Annotated in this window: 24 protein-coding genes; 16 read left to right on the top strand and 8 right to left on the bottom strand. The window is 73.0% G+C overall.

The features are described from left to right. The first annotated feature begins 51 nt into the window (after window positions 1-51). From ACWDY5_RS05090 to ACWDY5_RS05075, 4 genes are all read left to right on the top strand, one after another. Window positions 52-2412, top strand: a complete 2361-nt coding sequence (locus ACWDY5_RS05090) for an FtsX-like permease family protein (protein WP_449721015.1) — start codon at window positions 52-54, stop codon at window positions 2410-2412. A gap of 8 nt (window positions 2413-2420) precedes the next feature. Continuing rightward, on the top strand, window positions 2421-4742 hold the full coding sequence (locus ACWDY5_RS05085) for an FtsX-like permease family protein (RefSeq protein WP_449721014.1): 2322 nt from the start codon (window positions 2421-2423) through the stop codon (window positions 4740-4742). Continuing rightward, entirely contained in the window at window positions 4739-5221 is a 483-nt protein-coding gene (locus ACWDY5_RS05080) for a VTT domain-containing protein (RefSeq protein WP_449721013.1), read from the top strand. Before ACWDY5_RS05085 ends, ACWDY5_RS05080 begins: the two co-directional genes overlap by 4 nt. Window positions 5222-5418: 197 nt before the next feature. Then, window positions 5419-6276: a helix-turn-helix domain-containing protein gene (locus ACWDY5_RS05075; RefSeq protein WP_449721012.1), complete on the top strand. Its 858-nt coding sequence runs from the start codon at window positions 5419-5421 to the stop codon at window positions 6274-6276. A 7-nt stretch (window positions 6277-6283) separates the two neighbouring features. On the opposite strand, the gene ACWDY5_RS05070 is transcribed toward ACWDY5_RS05075, so the two are convergent. Genes ACWDY5_RS05070 through ACWDY5_RS05060 form a run of 3 tightly spaced genes read right to left on the bottom strand, consistent with a single transcriptional unit; the run spans window position 6284 to window position 7388 of the window. Continuing rightward, the gene (locus ACWDY5_RS05070) at window positions 6284-6706 is read right to left on the bottom strand and encodes a TFIIB-type zinc ribbon-containing protein (protein ID WP_449721011.1); all 423 of its coding nucleotides are present in this window, start codon (window positions 6704-6706) and stop codon (window positions 6284-6286) included. Beyond that, on the bottom strand, window positions 6703-7047 hold the full coding sequence (locus tag ACWDY5_RS05065; protein WP_449721010.1) for a fluoride efflux transporter FluC: 345 nt from the start codon (window positions 7045-7047) through the stop codon (window positions 6703-6705). Before ACWDY5_RS05065 ends, ACWDY5_RS05070 begins: the two co-directional genes overlap by 4 nt. Continuing rightward, complete coding sequence (locus tag ACWDY5_RS05060; RefSeq protein ID WP_449721009.1) at window positions 7044-7388, bottom strand: fluoride efflux transporter FluC; 345 nt, start codon at window positions 7386-7388, stop codon at window positions 7044-7046. Before ACWDY5_RS05060 ends, ACWDY5_RS05065 begins: the two co-directional genes overlap by 4 nt. Window positions 7389-7511: 123 nt before the next feature. Here ACWDY5_RS05060 and ACWDY5_RS05055 point away from each other — a divergent pair, with 123 nt between their 5' ends. The 6 genes from ACWDY5_RS05055 to ACWDY5_RS05030 all read left to right on the top strand — a co-directional run bounded on the left by ACWDY5_RS05055 (window position 7512) and on the right by ACWDY5_RS05030 (window position 10893). Further along, window positions 7512-7919 carry a helix-turn-helix domain-containing protein gene (locus ACWDY5_RS05055; protein ID WP_283661956.1) on the top strand — a complete coding sequence of 136 codons (408 nt, stop codon included), beginning with the start codon at window positions 7512-7514 and terminating at the stop codon, window positions 7917-7919. Between the two features lie 7 nt (window positions 7920-7926). Next, window positions 7927-8586: a hypothetical protein gene (locus ACWDY5_RS05050; protein WP_449721008.1), complete on the top strand. Its 660-nt coding sequence runs from the start codon at window positions 7927-7929 to the stop codon at window positions 8584-8586. A gap of 136 nt (window positions 8587-8722) precedes the next feature. After that, complete coding sequence (locus tag ACWDY5_RS05045; RefSeq protein ID WP_449721171.1) at window positions 8723-8992, top strand: DUF2516 family protein; 270 nt, start codon at window positions 8723-8725, stop codon at window positions 8990-8992. Beyond that, the gene (locus tag ACWDY5_RS05040) at window positions 8989-9768 is read left to right on the top strand and encodes an alpha/beta fold hydrolase (RefSeq protein ID WP_449721007.1); all 780 of its coding nucleotides are present in this window, start codon (window positions 8989-8991) and stop codon (window positions 9766-9768) included. The genes ACWDY5_RS05045 and ACWDY5_RS05040 overlap by 4 nt, the downstream gene beginning before the upstream one ends. 29 nt (window positions 9769-9797) lie before the next feature. Next, entirely contained in the window at window positions 9798-10340 is a 543-nt protein-coding gene (locus tag ACWDY5_RS05035) for a type 1 glutamine amidotransferase domain-containing protein (protein ID WP_449721006.1), read from the top strand. Between the two features lie 10 nt (window positions 10341-10350). After that, on the top strand, window positions 10351-10893 hold the full coding sequence (locus ACWDY5_RS05030; RefSeq protein ID WP_449721005.1) for a YbaK/EbsC family protein: 543 nt from the start codon (window positions 10351-10353) through the stop codon (window positions 10891-10893). 225 nt (window positions 10894-11118) lie between these two features. On the opposite strand, the gene ACWDY5_RS05025 is transcribed toward ACWDY5_RS05030, so the two are convergent. Genes ACWDY5_RS05025 through ACWDY5_RS05005 form a run of 5 tightly spaced genes read right to left on the bottom strand, consistent with a single transcriptional unit; the run spans window position 11119 to window position 15338 of the window. Beyond that, window positions 11119-12294: an LOG family protein gene (locus tag ACWDY5_RS05025; protein WP_449721004.1), complete on the bottom strand. Its 1176-nt coding sequence runs from the start codon at window positions 12292-12294 to the stop codon at window positions 11119-11121. A 30-nt stretch (window positions 12295-12324) separates the two neighbouring features. Next, window positions 12325-13209: a formyltetrahydrofolate deformylase gene (purU, locus tag ACWDY5_RS05020; protein WP_449721003.1), complete on the bottom strand. Its 885-nt coding sequence runs from the start codon at window positions 13207-13209 to the stop codon at window positions 12325-12327. Between the two features lie 38 nt (window positions 13210-13247). Then, window positions 13248-14000 (bottom strand): maleylpyruvate isomerase family mycothiol-dependent enzyme, encoded by a 753-nt coding sequence (locus tag ACWDY5_RS05015; protein WP_449721002.1) that lies wholly within the window; start codon window positions 13998-14000, stop codon window positions 13248-13250. Window positions 14001-14010: 10 nt separating this feature from the next. Continuing rightward, window positions 14011-14841, bottom strand: coding sequence for a class I SAM-dependent methyltransferase (locus ACWDY5_RS05010; RefSeq protein ID WP_449721001.1), 831 nt, complete (start codon window positions 14839-14841; stop codon window positions 14011-14013). Beyond that, a complete protein-coding gene (locus ACWDY5_RS05005; protein ID WP_449721000.1) occupies window positions 14838-15338 on the bottom strand; it encodes a DUF2505 domain-containing protein in 501 nt (166 codons plus the stop codon). Before ACWDY5_RS05005 ends, ACWDY5_RS05010 begins: the two co-directional genes overlap by 4 nt. A gap of 17 nt (window positions 15339-15355) precedes the next feature. Here ACWDY5_RS05005 and ACWDY5_RS05000 point away from each other — a divergent pair, with 17 nt between their 5' ends. The 6 genes from ACWDY5_RS05000 (at window position 15356) to ACWDY5_RS04975 (ending at window position 21622) form a co-directional block, all read left to right on the top strand. Then, the gene (locus ACWDY5_RS05000) at window positions 15356-16429 is read left to right on the top strand and encodes a UDP-N-acetylmuramate dehydrogenase (protein ID WP_449720999.1); all 1074 of its coding nucleotides are present in this window, start codon (window positions 15356-15358) and stop codon (window positions 16427-16429) included. A 254-nt stretch (window positions 16430-16683) separates the two neighbouring features. Then, window positions 16684-17676: a hypothetical protein gene (locus ACWDY5_RS04995; RefSeq protein WP_449720998.1), complete on the top strand. Its 993-nt coding sequence runs from the start codon at window positions 16684-16686 to the stop codon at window positions 17674-17676. A 193-nt stretch (window positions 17677-17869) separates the two neighbouring features. Then, window positions 17870-18994, top strand: a complete 1125-nt coding sequence (locus tag ACWDY5_RS04990) for a L,D-transpeptidase (RefSeq protein WP_449720997.1) — start codon at window positions 17870-17872, stop codon at window positions 18992-18994. After that, window positions 18991-19833 (top strand): alpha/beta fold hydrolase, encoded by an 843-nt coding sequence (locus ACWDY5_RS04985; protein WP_449720996.1) that lies wholly within the window; start codon window positions 18991-18993, stop codon window positions 19831-19833. Before ACWDY5_RS04990 ends, ACWDY5_RS04985 begins: the two co-directional genes overlap by 4 nt. Further along, window positions 19830-21116 carry a D-inositol-3-phosphate glycosyltransferase gene (gene mshA, locus ACWDY5_RS04980; RefSeq protein ID WP_449720995.1) on the top strand — a complete coding sequence of 429 codons (1287 nt, stop codon included), beginning with the start codon at window positions 19830-19832 and terminating at the stop codon, window positions 21114-21116. Before ACWDY5_RS04985 ends, mshA begins: the two co-directional genes overlap by 4 nt. Next, on the top strand, window positions 21113-21622 hold the full coding sequence (locus ACWDY5_RS04975) for a YbjN domain-containing protein (RefSeq protein ID WP_449720994.1): 510 nt from the start codon (window positions 21113-21115) through the stop codon (window positions 21620-21622). The genes mshA and ACWDY5_RS04975 overlap by 4 nt, the downstream gene beginning before the upstream one ends. Window positions 21623-21665 lie beyond the last annotated feature (43 nt).

Genomic DNA, 21665 nt, shown 5'->3' with positions numbered 1-21665 from the left:
CCCGTTGCGCCGGAACAGGTTTGGAAGTGCCGCGTGAGGGGTACAGGCGAGATGGACAAGCGGACCGCGGTCCGCCGCTGGGTTGACGACCTCGCCCTGGGCATCCGGCTGGCCGTCGGGGGCAGCCGGAACTCCTGGGCGAGGCTCACCCTCACCGCCGTCGGCATCGGCATCGGCGTGGCCGTGCTGCTGCTCGCGGCCTCCTTCTTCAACATCAAGGAAGACCACGACGCGCGCCGGTACGACCGCACGGTCAGCCAGCAGCAACAGAAACCGGTGCCCGGCAAGGATCCGCTGCTGGCCACCAGGACCAGCACCGAGTTCCGCGGGCAGACCGTCCAGGGCGTCCTGGTCCAGCCGCTGGGCGCCACCCCGCCGCTGCCGCCGGGGGTCAGCACGCTGCCCGGGCTGGGCGAGTTCGTGGTCTCGCCCGCACTGGACCGGCTGCTGAGCTCGGCCGAGGGCGAGCTGCTGCGGCCCCGGTTCGACGGGCCCCGGCGGCTGATCGCGGACGAGGGCCTGGTCGGGCCGCACGAGCTGTTCTTCTACGCCGGCGCCAACGACCTCACCTGGGCCAGCGACGTGCGGACCCTGTACGCCTTCGGCGAGACGCCGCAACCGCGGCCGCTGGAGCCGCTGCTGGCGCTGCTGGTGCTGGTCGGGGCCACCACCATGCTGATCCCGGTGGTGGTGTTCATCGGCACCAGCACCCGGCTGGCCGCCGCCGCCCGCGACCGCAGGCTGGCCGCGCTGCGGCTGGTCGGCGCGGACGCGGTGCAGACCAGGCGGGTGGCCGCGGGCGAGACGCTGATCGGCGCGGTGCTCGGCGTGCTGCTCGGCTGGCTGCTGTTCCTGCTCGGCAGGCAGCTGGTGGAACTGGTGGAAGTCTTCGGCGTCAGCGTGTTCGCGGTGGACGTGCGGCCCTCGCCGTGGCTGGCCGCGCTGATCGTGCTCGGCGTGCCGGTGCTCGCGGTCGCGGTGTCCATGGCCACCCTGCGTAACACCCTGGTCGACCCGCTCGGCTCGGTCCGGCAGGCGAAGCCGGTCCGGCGCAGGCTGATCTGGCGGCTGGTCCCGCTGGTGCTCGGCTTCGCGCTGCTGGCCACCCAGACCGGCCACCTCGCCACCGGCCGCGGCTTCTCCGACTGGTCCATGACGATGATCGCGGCCGGCGTGGTGCTGCTGTTGCTGAGCATCCCGATGCTGCTGCCGTGGGTGGTGGAGAAGCTGGTCGCGCGCGGCAGCGGCGGTCATCCGGCCTGGCAGCTGGCGGTGCGCCGGATGCAGCTGGACAGCGGCACCTCGGCCAGGGTGATCGGCGGGCTCGCGGTGGTGCTGGCGGGCGGCATCGCGTTGCAGACCGTGCTGATGACCACCGAACGGGAGTACCCGCCGGAACAGCCCGCCGATGCGACCAAGCTGACGGTGGGCGCGCGTTCCGGGCTGGCGGACCCGCTGGCCCTGCTCACCGAGCTGCGCCGGACCCCTGGCCTGCTCTCGGTCACCGGCACCGCGAGCGTGACCGCGCGCGGTGCGGGCAAGGACGAGTACTTCTCGGTGACCATGGCCGACTGCGCCGAGCTGGCCAGGCACGCCGAGATCAGCGACTGCCGGCCCGGCCGGGCCTGGCTGGTCCAGCCCCGGCAGCAGCAGAGCTCCGCGTCCGGTTCCGCCACGCCCGCCCCGCAGCCCAAGCCCGGTCAGCAGCTGATGCTGCGCACCGATTCGGCGGCCGCCCGCCTCGCGTGGCAGCCGGACTGGACGGTGCCTGCCAACCTCACCCCGGTCGCCGCCCGCGACGTGGCCGAGTACGGCGTCGGCGACGGGATCCTGGTGGCCGTGGGCACCCTGCCGCCCGAGGTGGCCAAGCAGCTGTACCTGCAGGCCCAGCTGAAGGTCGACCCGGCCCAGCCGGACGCCGCCGAGCACGTGCGCAACCTGCTCGGGCCGATGGGCTGGCGGGCCTCGGTGTACCCGGCCTACCGCGACGACTCCTACAACCGGGAGCGCGCGCAGAGCTACGCCACCGTGCGCCGCGGTGTGCTGGCCGGCGTGCTGGTCGCGCTGCTGCTGGCCGCGGCCAGCCTGCTGGTGATCGGCTTCGAGCAGGTGCGGGAACGGCGGCGGCCGCTGGCCGTGCTCTCCGCCAACGGGGTGCCCAGGCGCACCCTGGCCGGGTCGGTGCTGTGGCAGAACGCGGTGCCGGTGCTGCTGGCCGTGGTCGTCTCCAGCGGGGCCGGGATCGGGCTCGGCGCGCTGCTGCTGCGCACCGTGCGGCGGCCGCTGCTGCTGGACTGGACCTCGGTCGGGGTGTCCGCTGGCGCGGCGCTGCTGGCAGCGCTCGCGGTGAGCCTGCTGACGCTACCGTCGGTGCTGCGAGCCATGCGGCCGGAGGGCCTACGAGCGGAATGAGCACGAGCATGACGCAGCGGTCGTCGGCGGACGAGGTCCGGATCGGGCAGTGGCTGAGCGAGCTGCTGCTCGGCACCAGGCTCGCGCTCACCGGCGGCCGCGCCGCCTGGGCCAGGCTGATGCTCTCCGCGGTCGGCATCGGCCTCGGCGTCATGGTGCTGCTGCTGGCCGCCTCGGTCGGCCCCGCGCAGGAGGCCAAGGCTGACCGGACGGCCGCCCGCCAGCTGGAGACCGGCGATCCGGCCCGTGCGGGCGGGGCGGAGCCGACCCACCTGCTGGCCAGGCAGGCCGGTCAGGTCTGGCGCAGCACCTACATCCAGGGCGTCGAGCTGGCCCCGGTCAGCGGTGGCGTGCCCAAGCTGCCACCGGGGCTGGACCGGCTGCCGGGGCCGGGCGAGGTCATCGTCTCGCCCGCGCTGGACCGGCTGCTCGCCGAGCCGGGCAACGAGCTGCTGCGCGCGCGGCTGCCCGCCACGATCGCCGGCCACATCGGCGAGGCCGGCCTGGCCAGGCCGGGCGAGCTGTACTTCTACGCCGGGCTGCCCGAGGACCAGCGGGGCCGGGCCCTGCCGGTGCTGCGGATCGGCAGCGCCCCCCAGTCGACGGCGCTGCCGGAGCTGTTCCAGCTGCTGCTCACCGCGGCCGCGGCCGCGCTGCTGGTGCCGATCGGGGTGTTCGTGCTGGTCGCCACCCAGATCGGCGCCGGGGCCAGGGAGCAGCGGCTGGCCTCGATCCGGCTGGTCGGCGCCGATCCCGGGCAGGCCAGGCGGATCGCGGCCGGTGAGTCGCTGGCCGCCGCGCTGCTCGGCCTCGGCGTGGGCGCGGGGCTGTTCCTGCTGGTGCGCTCGCTGGCCGCGGTGGTGCAGATCGAGCAGGTCGGCTTCTACCCCGGTGACCTGGTGCCCAGCGCGCCGATCACCGTGCTGCTGCTGCTCGGGGTGCCCGCCACCGCGGTGGCCGCTGCGCTGATTGCGTTGCGGCGACTGGAGATCGGGCCGCTGGGCGTGGTCCGCAAGGCCGATCCGCCGCCGCGCAGGCTGCGCTGGCGGCTGGCCCTGGCCGGGCTCGGCGTGCTGGTGCTCGCGGCCAACATCCCGCTACGGCGCTATGCCCGCGAGGACGACTGGCGCGGCACGCTGCTCTCCACGGGCATCGCGCTGGTGCTGGCCGGCGCCGCCGCGGTGCTGCCCTGGCTGGTGGAGCGGCTGGCCGACCGCTGGCGGCCGCGGTGGGTGCCCGCGCTGCTCGCGGTGCGGCGGCTGCGCTTCGAGTACGCCACCACCCGGGTGGTGGCCGGCGTGGTCACCGTGCTGATCGGCGCGATCGCGTTGCAGGTGCTGCTGAGCACCATCGCGCACACCGAGGTCAGCGCGGAGGGCTACCGCGGCAGCCGCTCCGGCGAGGTCATGCTGGTCACCGGCGGCGGGCCGGACAACCGGACCGACGAGGCGCGGGTGCTGGACGCGGCGGGCCGGGTGCCGGGCGTGGTGCACGCCGGGGCGCTGCGCTCGCTCTACGCCGAGGACAACCGCACCCTCCAGGTCGCGGACTGCCCGACCATCCAGCAGCTGTTCGGGGTGGCCGGCTGCCAGCCGGGCAGGCTCTACCAGGTGAGCAGCTGGCGGCCGGAGTTCCAGCAGGGACAGGTGGTGCGGCTGCGCCCCTCCGGCGCCGACCGGCCCTTCAACTGGACCGTGCCGCCGGTGCAGCAGGTCCGCACCGGCAGCCCCTGGCTGGGCAACCTGGGTTCCGTGCTGGTGGCCACCGGCACCGACCCCCGGCTGGACGCGGCGCAGGCCAACTACATCTGGGTGAAGGGCCCGCCAGAGCCCGACCTGCAGGACCGGGTGCTGGCCGCCACCGGCCGGGTGGACCTGTCCGTGCGCGCCTACGACACGCCCACGCGGGAGGTGGCCGCGTTCGACAGCGTGCGCGGCGGGGTGCTGGCCGGCACCGCGGTGGTGGTGCTGCTGGCGCTGCTGAGCCTGGTGGTGGCCGCGGTGGACCAGCTGCAGGAGCGCAGGCGGCAGTACTCGGTGCTGGCCGCCAGCGGCGTGCCACGCCGTACCCTGGGCTGGGCGACGCTGTGGCAGAACGCGGTGCCCACCGCGATCGGCCTGGCGCTGGCGCCCCCGATCGGCATCGGCCTGGCCGTGCTGGTGCTGGGCGTCATGACCAGCAGCGGTTCGATCCTGCTCGAGCTTGTGGTGAACTGGGGAGACGTGGCGATGATTCTGGGCGCGGGCGCCGCGCTGATCGTGCTGGTGACCCTGTCCACCCTGCCGGCCCTGCGTTCCGCGGTCCGCCCGAGCGGCCTGCGCTTCGAGTGAGCTGGCCGCTGCTGAGCCTGTTCGGCGCGGCGGTCGGCAGTGGCATCCTGCCGGTCTTCAGCGTCGAGCTGTACCTGGTCGGGCTGTCCGCGGCCCGGCCGGACCTGCACTGGCTCGCGGCCGGTGTGGTGACCGGCGCAGGGCATGTGCTGGGCAAGATGGTGCACTACTACGCCGCGCGCGGAGTGATCAACATGCCCTGGGTGACCCGCAGGCTGGGCACCTCCAAAGGCCGGTTCGCCACCTGGTTCCGGCACTTCCAGGACACCTGCGCGCACCGGCCGTGGTGGAGCCTCTTCGTGGTGCTGCTCAGCGCCTCGGTGGGCATCCCGCCGTACACGATCCTGGTCGTGGTGGCCGGGGCAGGCCGGCTGCCGCTGCGGGTGCTGCTGCCCGCCGCGCTGCTCGGCCGGATCATCCGGTTCTGCGTGCTGGCCAGCGGCGGCAGCTTGCTCGGCAGTGTGGACTGGCGCTTCTGAGCGACACATATTCCAGGCGGCCGGGCGGTGCGGGCGCGCGCACCGCCCGGCCGGTCTTGACGCTAGATGAGAATATTCGCTGCGGCGATGGGCCGAATGCGGGTCGTTTTCGTGACCTACGGTGAGCCCTGTTGAGGGTTGGTCCCCGATCGCGCGACACTGCCGCGAGCAGTAGAGCCGAACAGGGGAGCGAACGCGTGGCCCAGGTGCAAAGCCCGACCGTGGGGCGCCGCCGACTCGGCACCGAACTACGACAGCTCCGCGAGGCAGCGGGGCTCACCCACGTCCAGGTCGCCGAGGCGCTGGACTGCTCCCAGGGCAAGATTTCCAAGATCGAGACGGGCCGGGTGCCGGTGCGGACCCTGGAGGTCCGGGCCATGGCCGAGCTCTACGGCGCGGCCGACGACAAGATCGAGATCCTGCTGGGCCTGGCCAAGGACTCCAAGCAGAAGGGCTGGTGGCAGTCCTACGGCACCGGCGCGGTGCCGCCCGGCTTCGACACCTTCCTCGGCCTGGAGGCCGCGGCCAGCTCGCTGCGCACCTTCAGCAGCGGCCTGGTCCCGGGTCTGTTGCAGACCAAGGAGTACGCCTACGAGCTGCTCAACGCCTGGTCCCCGGTGGAGCGCACCGACGTGGAGAGCAGCCTGGCGCTGCGGCTGGCCAGGCAGGAGCGGCTGACCGGGATCAACCCGCTCACCCTGTGGGCGGTGGTGGAGGAGTCCGCGCTGCGCAGGTTGGTGGTGCCCGCCGATGCCATGCGCCAGCAGCTGCGGCACCTGTTGCACCTGGCCTACCGGGCCAACGTGACCGTGCAGGTGCTGCCCAACGCGGCCGGCGCGCACCCGCTGATCGGGGACAACGTCGCGCTGCTGGAGTTCCCGGACCCGGTGGACCCGCCGGTGGTGTTCCTGGAGAACTCGGCCGGCTGGCAGGGCATGAAGAAGGCGGCCGACGTGCGCCGGTACAAGCTGGCCATGGACCACCTGACCATGGCCGCGATGAGCCAGAAGGACTCGGTGGCGCTGATCGCCAAGATCGCCGACGAGCTGGTCTGAGCAGGCGCTACAGGTCGAACAGCTCGGAGAGGATGTCCTTCTTCTTGCGTCGCCGGTGGTACGGGTCGTGCGCGTACGGGTCGTGGCCGTAGGGCGCGGGCTGGCCGTAGCCCGGCGGCATCGGCGGCGCGGGGTAGCCCGGCTGCTGGTAGGCCGGTGGCGGCGGGGCGTAGCCGGGTTCCGGCTGGTAGGGCGGCGGCTGGGCGGATACCGGTTGCTCGCTGGTGACCGGGTTGGCGCCGGTGCTCGCGGTGGCGGCCGCCTCGCGTTCGCGGGCCTCGGCGGCCTGGCGGTAGATCAGCGCCGCGTCGACCAGGCGTTCCAGCTCACCGCGGTCCAGGAAGATGCCCTTGCAGTCCTGGCAGACGTCGATGTGCACACCGGTGCGGTCCACGGTCTGCATGATGTCCTGGCACTTCGGGCAGATCACCAGCCCAGGGTACCGAGCAGGAAGCCGGTGGCGGCGGCCAGAACTCCGGCGACCACGCTGCCCGCCGCGTTGAGCGCGGCCTTGCCCTTGGGCAGCTGGCTGGTCTCCAGCGCGAAGGTGGAGTAGGTGGTCAGCGCGCCGCAGAAGCCGGTGCCCAGCAGCGCCATCGCCGGGCTGGCCACCGCGGCCCCGGCGAGCAGGCCGAGCAGCAGGGAGCCCGCGGTGTTCACCGCGAAGGTGCCCCAGGGCAGGCCGGGGAAGCGCCGCCGCGCCCACTCGGTGACCAGGTAGCGCAGCGGTGCGCCCACGGCCGCGCCCAGCGCCACCAGCAGCGCGTTCACCGCGCCGCGCCGAGCGCTCGGCCGGCCCAGACCGCGGCGAGCGCGCCGAGCAGGGTGACCGCGAGGTAGGCGGCGGCCTCGGCGGCGCGGCCCTCGTTGGTCAGCCGGACCACGTCCACGGCGTAGGCGGAGAAGGTGGTGAACCCGCCCAGCACCCCGGTGCCGAGGAACGGGCGCAAGGTCGACTCCGGGCCGGTGCGGCTGATCAGCAGGCCGATCAGCAAGCAGCCGAGCAGGTTCACGCCGACCGTCGGCCACGGGCCTGGGAAGGCCGTGCCGACGGCATGCCTGGCCAGCGCGCCGAGCACGCCACCGGCGGAGATGAGCAGTAGGACGCGCACCGGACCACGGTAGGCGCTGGCCCGATCGGGTGTGTGCGAGCCCACCGCGGATCTGTTAGCAGAGCGCTTGCAGGAGCTAGCACTCTTGCGTACGGTCGGAGACAGGCGAGAGGAGGTGACCCCATGACGGAAGACCACAGCAAGTCGGTCAACCAGGTGGTCGCTGATCTCGGCCGTGATATCGGTGACTACATCCGCACCCAGCGGGCGACCGCGCAGATCTCGTTGCGCCAGCTGGCCAAGCTCGCCGGTGTGTCCAACCCGTACCTCAGCCAGATCGAGCGCGGGCTGCGCAAGCCGAGCGCCGAGATCCTGCAGCAGATCGCCAAGGGGCTGCGGATCTCCGCCGAGGCGCTCTACGTCCAGGCCGGAATCCTGCAGGAGCGCCCTGGCGGGCCCGTCATCGACGCCGTGCTCGCCGACCCAGACCTGAACGAGCGGCAGAAGCAGGTGCTGCTCGACGTCTACGAGTCGTTCCGGCGGGAGAACGCCGCCGCGACCCCGCCAGCCGATTCACCCACCGAGGAGTGATCCAGTAATGCCCGCACTGCCCACCGCTGAAGACGTCCGCAAGGCCACCGAGCAGGCCGCCACCGTGTTCAACGCCGCCATCGAGCAGGCCCGCACCCCGCTGCTGGCCGCCCTCGGCGCCGGTGACCTGGCCGCCAAGGCCGTGGTGGACGCGCTGACCAAGGCCCGCGAGACCGTCGGCGAGCGCGCCGAGAAGGCCACCACCGCCGTGAACGACCTGCCCGCCGACCTGGGCGAGCTGCGCAGCAAGCTGGACCCGGCCGAGTTCCGCAAGATCGTGGACGCCTACACCCAGGCCGTCCAGCAGCTCTACGGCTACCTGGCCGAGCGCGGCGAGGCCACCCTGGACAAGCTGCGCGCCAACCCGCAGGTGCAGACCGCCCAGCACCGGGTCGAGGAGGCCGCGGCCGAGGTTCGCGAGCTGGCCGACGACGTGCTCGGCAAGGTCACCCGCCGGACCCGCGCCGCCGGCGAGAAGACCGCCGAGGCCGCCGAGAAGGTCGCGGAGAAGATCGAGGACGTCGCGGTCAAGGTCGAGGAGGCCGGCGCGGACGTGGCCGCCGCCACCAAGGCCGCCACCGCCCGCAAGCCGGCCGCCAAGACCAGCACCGGTGCTCGCAAGACCACCGGTGGCACCACCACCGGTGCCCGCAAGACCACCAGCTGACCAGGCTGGATCTCGCCGAAGCTGCCACCGCCGACCAGCCCCGAACTGGCCGGCGGTGGTTTTCGTCTCCAGGTGGCTCCGCCCCGGCGGTGCTTCGCCGTACCCTGGTGGTGTGCTCGAACCAGCCATCCTGATCATGAAAATCATCTACTTCGCCGCCATCCCGGTCGGTCTGTTCGCGTTCGTGCACGCCCTCATTCAGCGCGCGGACGCCTTCACCGCGGCGGACAAGCTCAGCAAGCCGGCCTGGCTCGGCATCACCGGCGGGGGCACCGCCGCGCTGGCGCTGTTCGTCTTCGGCGGGCCGGGCTCGCTGTTCTGGATGGCCGGACTGGTCGCGGTCCTGGTCTACCTGGTGGACGTGCGACCGAAGGTGATCGAGGCCCAGCGCGGCCCCCGGTGGTGAGCTCGCCACTGGCCACGGCCGAGGCCAACGGCGTGCGCTGGAGCGCGCACGGCACCGGCGGCCCGGTCACCCTGGTGGTTCCCGGACTGGGCGCCACACCGGGTGAGGCGCGGCTGCCCGCGACCGGCCTGCCCGGCACCAGGGTGGTGCTCACCCTGCCCAGCCACGGCGAGTCCCCGGACGCCCCGCCCGGCTACTTCCGCTACGACACCATCGCCGCCGACGTGCTCGCGGTGGCCGACGAGGTCGGCGCCACCGCCGCGATCGGCACCTCGCTCGGCGCCAGCGCCCTGCTGCACATCGCCGCAGGCCACCCGGCCCGCTTCGAGCGGCTCGCCCTGCTGCTGCCCGCGGTGCTCGACGAACCCCGCACGGCCGAGGCCGCCGACCCGCTGACCCGGCTGTGCGAGGCCACCGAGCACGCCCTGGCCACCGGCGACAGCGGCTTGCTGCACGCGGTGGTGGCCGCGGACCTGCCGCCCGGCCAGCACCTCGCCGACTACGTGGACAAGCGGGTGGCCGCGGTGCTGCGCCTGCGCCCGGCGCTGCGCCAGCTGCCGCCCCAGGTTCCGGTGGCCGACGTGGCCGCGCTGGCCGAGGTGACCGCCAAGGTGCTGGTGGTCTCGCCCACCGGCGACCCGCTGCACCCCGAGCACGTGGCCAAGTCGGTGGCCGCCGCCTTCCCGGCCGCCCGGCTGGCGGTGCTGCCCGCGCTCATCCCGCTGGTCACCCACCGCCGCGAACTGCGCGCCCTGCTGGCCGACTGGGCGGTGTAACCCCGGCGGCACCGGGTAGGCCCCTGGGCATGGACAAGCGCATCGCGTTCCTCGTCGCGAGCGAGGGCATCGAACAGGCCGAACTGACCGACCCCTGGGCCGCCGTCGAGGAGGCGGGCGGCGTGCCGCGGCTGCTGTCCACCAAGCTGGGTACGGTCCGGGCCTACCACCACCTGGACCCGGCCGACGAGTTCACCGTGGACGTAGCGCTCAGCGACGCCAACCCGGCCGACTACGCGGGCGTGGTGCTGCCCGGCGGGGTGGCCAACGCCGACGAGCTGCGGATGGACGAGGACGCCGTCCGGTTCGTCCAGGCCATCGCCGCCGCGGGCAAGCCCATCGCGGCGATCTGCCACGCCCCGTGGCTGCTGGTCGAGGCCGAGCTGGTCAACGGCCGGGTGCTGACCTCCTTCCCCAGCCTGGCCACCGACATCCGCAACGCGGGCGGCGAGTGGGTCGACCGGGAGGTCCAGGTCTGCGACCACCGCGAATGGCGGCTGATCACCAGCCGCACCCCGAAGGACCTGCCTGCCTTCAACCAGGCCGCGCTCAAGGAGTTCGGCCTCGGCTAGCCTGCCGGACATGACCGGCTGGACCATCGCGGGCACCCTCACCGTCCACCCCGCCCAAGAGCGCCTCGACCTGCTGGCCGCCCCGGTGGCCACCATGCTCCGCACCCTGGCGGCCGAGCGCTGCGGCGTGGCCGAGATCAACCCCGACCTGGCCGACACGGCAGCCTTCTGCGCCAAGTACGGCTCCCCACTGGCCGCTTCGGCCAACTGCGTGGTGGTGGCCGGCCGCCGCGGCGAGGTCACCCGCTACGCCGCCTGCCTGGTCCTGGCCACCACCCGGGCCGACGTCAACGGCGTGGTCCGCAAACGCCTGGACGCCCGCAAGGCCAGCTTCGCCCCGATGGACGAGGCAGTCACCCGCACCGGCATGGCCTATGGCGGGATCACGCCGATCGGCCTGCCCGCGGACTGGCCGATCCTGCTCGCGCCGGAGGTGGCGGAGGCGCCGGAACTGGTGATCGGCAGCGGGGTGCGGCACAGCAAGCTGCTGGTGCCGGGGTCGCTGCTGGCGAAGCTGCCGAACGCGGAAGTGTTGCCGGGGTTGGCTCAGTAGGTCCGATCCCAGCCGACGTCGCTGGCCATCCGGTAGACGAGCGTGCGGACTGCTTTCGGGGCCGTAGTGCTGCTTGGCGCTGGCGGTGTGGTGGTTGTGGTCGTGGTGCAGGCAGGCGGCGGCGAGCTTCACGGGGTCCCTCGATTCGGCTGGGGTGTCCCGTCCGTCGTGCGGGAGCGCGCGATGTCAGGCCGGTTGGCCGTATCGTGACTCGACCGAAACGACTCAGCCGGTGCCCGCGTAGTCCTCCAGCAGCGCGACCGCCTCGCCCGGGTCGTCGGTGACCAGGATCCAGCGCTCCGCCGGCCTGCCGCTGGTCAGCCGGTGCACCAGGTCGGCCACTGGCAGTTCCTCGGTCCAGAACCGCTTGCCCAGGAACACCATGGGCGCGGCGGGGCCGACGCTCTCGTAGTAGTTCTGGGTGAGGTCCTGGAAGATCTCCTGGACGGTGCCCGCGCGGCCCGGGGTGTAGAGCACGCCGCCGGTGGCGACGGTGAGCAGGCCGTCCTCGCGGACGGAGTTGGCGAAGTACTTGGCGTGCAGCTCGCACAGCGGGTTGGGTGGTTCGTGGCCGTAGAACCAGGTCGGGATGCCGATGGTGCGGGGCAGCGCCTGCGGTTCCGGCAGGTCGAGGGACAGGCCGGCCTGCACCCAGCGGCCGATCGTCGCATCGTCCACTGTGGACGAATCCGCGGCGTGGAAGGCCGGGGCGGCGGCCAGTTCCGACAAGGCTTTGGCGAGCTGGTCGTCGTCCACTGTGGACAGTCGGACGCCGAGGGGGACGGCTTCCATGGCGCCGGGGCCGCCGCCGGTGAGGACGGTGAAACCGGCGGGGCTGCGGCCGATGGCGCGGCCCAGTTCGGCGGCCTGGCGGTACTCGGGGCTGTCCCGGCGGAAGGCGTGGCCGCCCATCACCGCGACTGGGTTGGCCCTGCCCTGCACCGCGCAGGCGGCCAGCAGGTCTTCCAGCGCCTCGGTGATGGCGTGGTCGTGCAGGCGTTCGGCCAGTGCGTGCAGCGGGTCCGGGTGGTTGCCGGTGCTGCCGCCGATCGAACGGCTGTGCCGGTAGACCCTGGCGTCCGGGGTGTCCCGGTAGGTCTCCGGGCGGCGCGGGTCCAGGCCCTCGAACAGCTCGGCCACCGTGTACAGCGCGGAGCGGTAGGCGCGGTAGGGCAACTCCGGGATGTCCGGGAACACCAGCGCGCCGCTGGCCTCGGCGCGGTCCCTGGCCGTCGGCATCAGGCGGCAGCCCAGCAGCAGCGCGCCGTCCAGGCTGGTGCGCAGCAGCTCGTTCTCCTGCTGGCCGGTCAGGTCCAGCCCGACCAGCACCGTGTGCCGCAGGTCCCGCCCGGCTGCCCGGTGCTCCCGCAGCGCGTCCAGCTCACCGATCTCGATCCGCACGCCGCCCAGGGTAGGGCCGGGAGCTCTCCGCTAGTGGAAAACGACAGTTCTGTTGCCGTGCACCAGCACCCGGTCCTCCACGTGCCAGCGCAGACCCCTGGCCAGCACCACCTTCTCGATGTCGGTGCCCTTGCGCACCATGTCGGCCACCGAATCGGTGTGGTCCACCCGGCCCACCTCCTGCTCGATGATCGGCCCGGCGTCCAGCTCCGCGGTGACGTAGTGGCAGGTCGCGCCGACCAGCTTCACGCCGCGCGCGTAGGCCTGGTGGTACGGGCGGGCGCCCATGAACGAGGGCAGGAAGCTGTGGTGGATGTTGAGCGCCTTGCCGGACCAGGCCGCGCACAGCTCGTGCGGCAGCACCTGCATGAACCGGGCCAGCACCACCGCGTCCGGGCGCTGGGAGTCCACCAGCTGCCGGATCTGCGCGAACGCCGCCGTCTTGCCCTCGGGGTCCTTGCCGGCCACCGGGAACGGCACGTGGTGGAACGGGATGCCGTGCGCCCTGGTGATGCCGGCCAGGTCCGCGTGGTTGCCGATCACCGCGCGCACGTCCACGTCCAGCTCGCCGGAGGCCACCCGGCCCAGGATGTCGTACAGGCAGTGCCCTGCCTTGGACACCAGGATAACCACCCGCCGCTTCTCCCCGGTGTCGGTGACCCGCCAGTCGCTGCGCACGCCGAGCTCCCTGGCCACCGAGCTGAACCGGCGCCGCAGCTCGGTCGCGTCGTAGGGCAGCGAGTCCGCGCGCACCTCCTGGCGGGTGAAGAACCAGTTGGTGTCGGTGTCGGTGTGGTAGGCCGCCTCCACGATCCAGCCGCCCTGCTCGGCGAGGAAGGTGGAGATCCGGGCCACGATGCCGGTGCGGTCCGGGCAGCCGAGGGTGATCACGTAGCGTCGTTCACGTGCGGACATGGCTGGTCAGTCTGCCCCGTGCGAACGGCTTCACCTGGTCAGGGGGTGCCGATCCGGTCCAGCAACTCAGACTTCCCGGTCACCACGGCGTTGTTCGGCCGGTTCCACAGGTACCGGTAGATCGCGTCCGCGGTGCCCGCGACCACCGCGTCGGTGTCCGTGCCGGTGCCGCGCACCGGGCCCAGCTCGGCGGGCTGTCCAGGGGTCAGCGTGAGCACCAGGGCCACGCCCGCGTCGGCGGCGTGGAACAGGACCGTGCCCTCCTCGGTGCGTTCGGCGTGCTTGCGGAAGACCAGGGCCATCCACAGGGCTTCCTCGATGCCGTCACCGGCGAAGGCCGGGTCGAACCTCAGCTCCTTGCCGGGGTCGGTGCCGCCGGCGACCTCGAACAGCGCGTGCTCGGCGTCCAGCCGGTGGATGGCCACCTCGTGCGCCTGCCGCCGGGCCCAGAACGCGCCGGGCTCGGCCACCTCGTACCCGAAGGTCCACGCCGGGGTGTCCGTGCCCTTCTCCGCGAGCAGGCCGGTCAGCCGCTCCTGCTTGGCCAGCCACCAGGCGTGCAGCTCGGCCCAGTCCTCGGGCGCGGGCGGGAACTCCGGCCGCGCGTCGCGGATGCCCGCGGCCAGGTTGTCCCCAGCCCAGCACTGCACCCTGGCCAGGTGCGAGACCAGCTCCCGCACCTCCCACTTCGGACAGGTGGGGACCCGCGCCTCGGGACCGGCTTTCAGCGCGGCCGCCCGCATCGCCTCGGAATGAACCCTGATCTGCTCGATGAAGTCGTTGTGCTGCACGTCACCGAGCCTACGGACGCGGGCCGTAGACCGCGTCCGCATTAAGCGTGACCTCGCCCAGCCGCCACCGGTTCCGGCGGTCCAGCACCGGCCAGTCCCGCGCGGCGAGCAGCCGCACCGCCTCCACCCAGCGAGCCCTTGGCCCGTACGGCGCGAACGGGGCCGCGGTGGCCCAGCAGGCGTCCAGCTCGGCCAGCAGGGCGTGCACCCGCTCGCCGGGCACGTTGTGGTGGATCAGCGACTTGGGCAGCCGCTCGGCCAGGTCGGAGGGTTGCTCCAGGTCCGAGGGCAGGCAGGCCAGGGTGAAGGTCAGCGGGCCGCCGGCGTCCAGGGTGACCCAGCAGCAGCGGCGGCCGATCTCGTCGCAGGTGCCCTCCACCAGCAGCCCGCCGGGGGCCAGCCGGGCCTGCATGGTCGCCCAGGCCTCCTCGGCCGCGTCCTCCTCGTACTGGCGCAGCACGTTGAACGCGCGCACCAGCGCGGGCCGCCGTCCGGCCAGCTCGAACCCGCCGCGGCGGAACTCCAGGCCCGGCCGCTCGGCCGGTTTGGCCGCCTCCACCCGCTCCTGGTCGATCTCCAGGCCCAGCACTCGCAGGTCCGGCCGCAGCCCGGCCAGCCGGTCGGCCAGCTCCACCGTGGTGATCGGCGAGGAGCCGTAGCCCAGGTCGACCACCAGCGGGTCCGGCGCGGCGCGCAGCACGTCCGCGGTGAGCGGGGTGGCGGCGATCCAGCGGTCCACCTTGCGCAGCCGGTTCGGGTTGGTGGTGCCCCTGGTGGGCAGGCCGAGCGCCCTGGCCCGGCCCGCGGCGTAGCGGGGCGCGCGCTTGCGGACCTGGTTCACGGGTGTTCGCGCAGCCAGCGCTCGGTGAACTCGTGCTCGGTGGTCAGCAGCCGCTGGATCTGCTGGATGATCGCCTTCTCCACCTTGCCGCCGACGAAGGGCAGCGAGACCGACACGGTGAGCTTCGCGCGCACCCGGCAGCCCGCGCCGTCCGGGCCGACCGCGATCGAGCAGCCGATGGTCGCCGGCGCGCCGGGCACGGTGGCGTTCACCACTGCGGTCGCGCCCTCGCCGGTGGACCGCCAGGTCTCTGCCCGCTCGATCACCAGGTCGCCGGAGACCAGCGTGCGCACGAGGGCGGGCAGCTTGTCCGCCGGGATGCCTTGGCGCAGCTTGAGCACGGTCTCCGCGCCGCTGACATCGAGGGAGAGCAGCTCGGCCTTGGTGCCGCCCACCGCGGCCAGCCGGTCCCGCAGGTAGGTCTCGTCGACCATGGTCGCGGCCACCCGTGCGGCGGGGAAGGAGTAGCCGTGCGAGGTCTCGGTGCTGGTTGCCACGGGGTGTCACGCTACCGTTGAACGTCGTGACCACACCCGTGCCGTTGGCTGGCTACACCACCCTGCGCCTTGGCGGCCCGGCCTCGGTGTTCCTGGAAGCAGCGAAGTCCACCGAGGTCATCGAAGCCGTACGCGCCGCCGACCAGGCAGGTGAACCCCTGCTCGTGCTGGGCGGCGGGTCCAACCTGGTCATCGGCGACGAGGGCTTCGACGGCACCGTGGTGCGCATCGCCACCAGGGGCCGCGGCCACGACCCGCTCGGCGACGGCCTGGTCCGGCTGACCGTGGAGGCCGGCGAGAACTGGGACGACGTGGTCGCCGACGCGGTGGCCAACGACCTCGGCGGCCTGGAGGCCCTCTCCGGCATCCCCGGCCTGGTCGGCGCGACCCCGGTGCAGAACGTGGGCGCCTACGGCGTCGAGGTGGCCGACCTGCTGCTCTCGGTGGACCTGCTGGACCGGCGCAGCGGCCAGGTGCGCCAGGTCAGCACCGCCGAGCTGGGCCTGGGCTACCGGACCAGCGTGCTCAAGGGCACCGACGACGCGGTGGTGCTGCGGGTCTCCTTCGCGCTGCGCACCGGCGGCCAGTCCGCCCCGGTCCGCTACGCCGAGCTGGCCAACACCCTGGGCGTGGAGCTGGGCGCCAGGGTGCCCGCCGCGCTGGTGCGGGAGGCGGTGCTCGCGCTGCGCACCGGCAAGGGCATGGTGCTCGACCCGGACGACCACGACACCTGGAGCGCCGGGTCCTTCTTCACCAACCCGATCGTGGCCGAGGCCGACCTGCCCAGGGTGCTCTCGCTGATCCACGCCCGGCTCGGCCCCGAGGTCAAGGTGCCGCAGTACCCGGGCGGCGCGGGCAAGGTGAAGCTGTCCGCGGCCTGGCTGATCGAGCGGGCCGGGTTCCTGCGCGGGCACGAGGCCGCCGACGGCCGGGTCTCGCTCTCGCACAAGCACACCCTGGCCCTGACCAACCGCGGCAAGGCCGATACCGAAGACCTGCTCACCCTGGCCCGCGAGGTGCGCGACGGCGTGCGCGCGGCCTTCGAGGTCGAACTGCACCCGGAACCGGTGTTCGTGGGCTGCTCGCTCTGAAGCGGGGCAACCGGCCAAACGAGTGACGCCAAGTGACGGGTTCCTCACCCGGGGGTTACATAGACGGTGTAGGTCGCGTCCCATGGCTCTCGTGCGTGAGCGCCGGAGTCCAGGTCGTTCCTGGCGGTGCCGCCTGGACGGCCTCGTACTGGGCGTACTTGGTCGTTCCGGCGGTGCCGCTAGGAACGGGCTGGGCCCGGCGCTCGCGTGCGAGAGCCATGGGACACGACCTATCGCCGGATCGAGGAGTGCGCATGACCAGCGCGGAGGACAGGCGCAGGGCAGCGATCCGGCCGGTGAAGCGACGGCACGAGGACACCCTGCTCGACCTGCCCGGCGTCGTCGCGGTGGACATCGGTGCGCAGACCACCAACGGTGTGCGCACCGGCCGGCCGGCCATCGTGGTGTCGGTGCGGGCCAAGCGGCCCGCCATCGCGGTGGCGCACGGACAGCTGCTGCCCGAGCGGATCGACGGGGTGCCGGTGGACGTCATCGAGGAGGACGTCCTGCTGCACCCCGCGCTGCTGCGCGCCGACGCCGCCCCGGAGCGCACCGGGGAGTCCTACGCGCCGCTGGTCGGCGGGATCAGCGTCGGCCCTTGCCGGTCCATCCAGATGGTGCCGCCGCAGGCCCCGGAGGCCGGTGAGTACGTCACCGTGGGCACCCTCGGCCTGCTGGTGGCGGCCAGGGACGACCGGCGGCGGGTGTTCGGGCTGACCAACTTCCACATCGCCTGCGTGGACGACGCCTGGGCGGTGGGCGACCGGATGACCCACCCGTCCAGGGTGGACGGCGGCCGCTGCCCTGCCGACGTGGTGGGCAGCCTGGCCAGCTCGGCGCTGTCCGGCTCGGTGGACGCGGCGCTGATCGCGCTGGCCACCGACCGGCCGTGGCGGCGGGAGATCGCTCAGCTGGGCAGGCCGGGCGGCTGCGGGCAGGCGCTGCTGGGCAGCCAGGTGCGCAAGCGTGGCCGGACCACCGGGCTCACCCAGGGCGTGGTGGTCTCCACCGACGTCACGCTGTGCCTGGACTACGGCGACAGCCTCGGCCACCGCCGCCTGCGCGACCAGATCCGGGTGACCGCGGCCGAGGGCGTCTTCGGCGACCGGGGCGACTCCGGGGCGGTGCTGGTGGACGCGGACAACCAGGTCGTGGGCCTGCACTGCGCGGGCACCCTGGGCGGCGGCAGCGGTTTCGCCAACCCGATCAACCGGGTGCTGGACGAGCTGGACGTGGTGCTGGCCTAGAACGGCCCGTCCGGATAATTTCGTTCACTCGCAACCCCCTTGTGAGAAGTGACACATCCATCCAGGGCACCCCGGCATGGGCGTAGGGCGTCCTGGAGATGGGGGCACCCTTGACGGGGTGCCGGAGTGTTGGAGGTCGACTGTGGTTGGTGAACGACGGGGACGGGGACGGTCCCTGCTCGGTTTCGCGGGGTTGCTCACTGCCGGTGCGCTGCTGCTTTCCGCCTGTACCGGCGGCGCGGGCGGCGACGGCGGGGACCCGGCCAAGCCGGATGCGCCACCGGTCGCCAAGGTGAGTGTGGAGCCCGGTGAGGGCGCCAAGGACGTCAGCCCGAGGGCGCCGGTGAAGGTGTCGGTGGCCGAGGGCACGCTCGATGAGGTGAAGCTGAGCGCGGACGGCAAGAACGTCCCCGGCAAGCTCAGCGAGGACAAGAAGACCTGGGCCCCGGACAAGGTGCTGGAGTTCGGCAAGAGCTACACCGTCGGCGGCTCGGCCACCGGGACCGACGGCAAGAAGGTCGAGATCAAGGGCAGTTTCGCCACCCAGACGGCAGGCAAGCTGCTGCGGGCCACGATCAACCCGGTGGACAACGCCACCGTCGGCATCGCGATGCCGATCAAGGTCGAGTTCGACGAGGCCCCGCAGGACCGGGCCGCGGTGGAGAAGGCGCTGAAGGTGGAGACCTCGGTGCCGGTCGAGGGCGCGTGGGCCTGGCTGAACCCCAAGGAAGTGCACTACCGGCCCAAGGAGTTCTGGCCGGCCAACACCAAGGTCAAGGTGACCGCGGACCTGTTCGCGGTGCCCTACGGCAAGAACGTCTTCGGCCGGGCCAACCTGAGCACCAAGTTCACCATCGGCCGCGCGCAGGTGGTCGAGGCGGACGTGCGCACCCACCGCATGATCGTCAAGCAGGACGGCAAGGAGATCATGAACCTGCCGGCCAGCCTGGGCGATGAGAGCAAGCCGGACCTGCGCACCGCGAACGGGATCTACATGGTCTCCGAGCGCAACGCCACCGAGCGCATGGTCAACGAGAAGTACAAGTACGACGTGGTCAAGAAGTGGGCCGTGCGCATCGCCAACAGCGGTGAGTTCATCCACGAGAACAACGACAACGCGGGCAACATCGGCAAGCGGAACACCTCGCACGGCTGCATCAACCTGCTCGAGGCGGACGCCAAGAAGTACTTCGACCAGGCGATGATCGGCGACCCGGTGATCATCTCCGGTTCGGCGGCCACCAAGGGCGCGGTGTCGGACACCTACGACTGGCGGATCGACTGGCCGACCTGGCTGTCGAAGTCGGCGCTCAAGTGAGCACCACGGTCACCGGCCACGGCGGTGCGCGCCTCGCGCTGCGCACCGCCGGCCCGCTGGGCGCGCCCGCGCTGGTGCTGCTGCACGGCTGGGCGCAGAGCGCCGCGGTCTGGCGGCGGCTGCTCGCCGACCCCGGCCTGACCGAGCGGTACCGGCTGCTCGCGCCGGACCTGCGCGGGCACGGCGACTCCGAGGTCCCGGAGAACGGCTACGACGACCCGGAGGTCTGGGCCGGTGACCTGGCCGCGGTGCTGGCCGAGGCCAATGGCCCCGCCGTGGTGCTCGGCTGGTCCTACGGCGGGCTGGTGATCGCGGACTACCTGCGGGTGCACGGGGACGCCGCGCTGGCCGGGATCGTGCTGCTGGGCGCGATCACCGAGATCGGGCCGGACCGGCAGGGCGGGCTGACCGGGCCGGTGATGAACGCGGGGCTGCGCGAGATGCTCTCCCCGGACGACGAGATCGCCCGTCCCGCGCTGCGCACCTTCATCGAGCGCGGCACCGCGCTGCCGCTGAGCCAGGACGAGCAGGACCGGCAGCTGGGTGTGGCGCTGAGCACCCCGGCCGCGGTGCGCAGGGCGCTGTTCAAGCGGGACATCGGCAGCGCCGAGGCGCTGGCCGGGGTGACCGTGCCCACCCTGGTGCTGCACGGCGACTCCGACGAGGTGGTGCTGCCGATGGCCGGTCGCTACGCCGCGGACACCGTGCCCGGCGCGGCGGCCAGCTGGTACCCGGGCTGCGGGCACGCCCCGTTCCTGGAGCGACCGGCTGACTTCGACGTTGACCTGGCCCACTTCCTGACGCGCAGCCACGCCGAACACGGCAAAATGGGGTTGTGAGACGCCGCAGAGACCCTGCCCGGGCGCGCCGAGTGGCCGTGTTGTCCCTGCACACCTCCCCTCTTGAGCTGCCCGGCACCGGTGACGCCGGCGGCATGAACGTCTACATCGCGCAGACCGCGACCCGGATGGCCGAGCGCGGCACCGAGGTCGAGGTGTTCACCAGGGCCACCTCCGCCGACCTGCCGCCCACCGCCGAGCTGGCCCCCGGCGTCACCGTGCGGCACATCGCCGCCGGTCCCTACCAGGGCCTGGCCAAGAACGACCTGCCCGGCCACCTGTGCGCCTTCCACGCCGGCGTGCTGCGCACCGAGGCCAGCCACTCGCCCGGCTACTACGACGTGGTCGCCTCGCACTACTGGCTCTCCGGCCAGGTCGGCTGGCTGGCCAGGGACCGGTGGGGCGTGCCGCTGGTGCACACCGCGCACACCCTGGCCAAGGTCAAGCACCGCACGCTGGCCGAGGGCGAGTCGCCGGAGCCGCCGGTGCGGGTGGCCGGTGAGGAGCGGGTGGTCGCCGAGGCGGACAAGCTGGTGGTGAACACCGAGGCCGAGGCGGCCGACCTGGCCGAGCTCTACGGCGCCCGGCCCGAGCAGCTGACCGTGGTGCCGCCCGGCGTGGACCTCGAACGCTTCACCCCCGATGGCCGGGCGCAGGCCAGGACCGAGCTGGGGCTCGCGCCGGAGGCCGTGGTGCTGGCCTTCGTCGGCCGGATCCAGCCGCTCAAGGCCCCGGACGTGCTGCTGCACGCCGCCGCCGAGATGGTCCGCCGCGATCCCGGGCTGCGCGCCCGGCTGGTGGTGCTCATCGTCGGCGGCCCCTCGGGCACCGGGCTGGAGCGGCCCGCCGAGCTGCACGAGCTGGCCGGGCGGCTGGGCATCACCGAGCTGGTGCGCTTCCTGCCGCCGCGGCCGGGCGCGGCGCTGGCCACGGTGTACCGGGCCGCGGACGTGGTCGCGGTGCCCAGCCACTCCGAGTCCTTCGGCCTGGTCGCGCTGGAGGCGCAGGCCTGCGGCACCCCGGTGGCCGCGGCCGCGGTCGGCGGGCTGCCGGTCGCGGTGGCCGACGGGGTCTCCGGAATCCTGGTCCCGGACCGCCGCGCGGGTTCCTGGGCGGACGCATTGGGGTACCTGGCACTGGAGCCTGCGCGGTGGCGGGAGTTCGCCACCGCCGCGTCCGCGCACGCCTCGGCGTTCTCCTGGGACCGCACCACCGAGCGGCTGCTCGCGGTGTACGACCAGGCGGCCGCCGAGCTGCGCACCACCCTGGAGATCGCGGTATGAGCCTGGACCAGCTGATCGAGTCCACTTTGGACGGTCAAGAACTGAAGTACGCCAAGCGCGGCGACGGCCGGTGGTTCGTCACCCTGCCGGGGGTGAAGAAGCTGCAGACCAACCTGTGGCTGATCCTGGGCCGCCAGTCGCTGCTGGTGGAGGCATTCGTCTGCCGCCGCCCGGACGAGGGGCACGAGCAGGTCTACCGGTTCCTGTTGCGCCGCAACGCCAAGCTCTACGGCGTGCACTACACCATCGACCCGGCGGGCGACATCTACCTGGTGGGCAGGGTCGGCCTGCACGCGGTCACCGCCGATGAGCTGGACCGGGTGCTCGGCCAGGTGCTGGAGGCCGCCGACGGCGACTTCAACCCGTTGCTGGAGCTGGGTTTCGCCGGGGCCATCAAGCGGGAGTGGGACTGGCGGGTGTCCAGGGGCGAGTCGCTGGCCAACCTGCAGGCGTTCAAGCACCTGGTCACCTCGCCGCACGAGGGGCCGGTGCACGCCGAGTCCTGATCGTGACCGGGGCCGCGCAACGGCCGTCACCCCAGCCACCGTC

It is taken from the genome of Crossiella sp. NPDC003009 (assembly GCF_053591555.1).
The sequence above is the reverse complement of the archived record's forward strand: the minus strand, read 5'-3'. Positions and strand labels throughout refer to the sequence as shown.

Coding starts and splice junctions, on each gene's coding strand:
- ACWDY5_RS05090 (WP_449721015.1), top strand. CDS start 52: ATGGACAAGCGGACCGCGGTCCGCCGCTGGGTTGACGACCTCGCCCTG.
- ACWDY5_RS05085 (WP_449721014.1), top strand. CDS start 2,421: ATGACGCAGCGGTCGTCGGCGGACGAGGTCCGGATCGGGCAGTGGCTG.
- ACWDY5_RS05055 (WP_283661956.1), top strand. CDS start 7,512: ATGACGGAAGACCACAGCAAGTCGGTCAACCAGGTGGTCGCTGATCTC.
- ACWDY5_RS05050 (WP_449721008.1), top strand. CDS start 7,927: ATGCCCGCACTGCCCACCGCTGAAGACGTCCGCAAGGCCACCGAGCAG.
- ACWDY5_RS05045 (WP_449721171.1), top strand. CDS start 8,723: ATGAAAATCATCTACTTCGCCGCCATCCCGGTCGGTCTGTTCGCGTTC.
- ACWDY5_RS05035 (WP_449721006.1), top strand. CDS start 9,798: ATGGACAAGCGCATCGCGTTCCTCGTCGCGAGCGAGGGCATCGAACAG.
- ACWDY5_RS05030 (WP_449721005.1), top strand. CDS start 10,351: ATGACCGGCTGGACCATCGCGGGCACCCTCACCGTCCACCCCGCCCAA.
- purU (WP_449721003.1), bottom strand. CDS start 13,209: ATGTCCGCACGTGAACGACGCTACGTGATCACCCTCGGCTGCCCGGAC.
- ACWDY5_RS04995 (WP_449720998.1), top strand. CDS start 16,684: ATGACCAGCGCGGAGGACAGGCGCAGGGCAGCGATCCGGCCGGTGAAG.
- ACWDY5_RS04975 (WP_449720994.1), top strand. CDS start 21,113: ATGAGCCTGGACCAGCTGATCGAGTCCACTTTGGACGGTCAAGAACTG.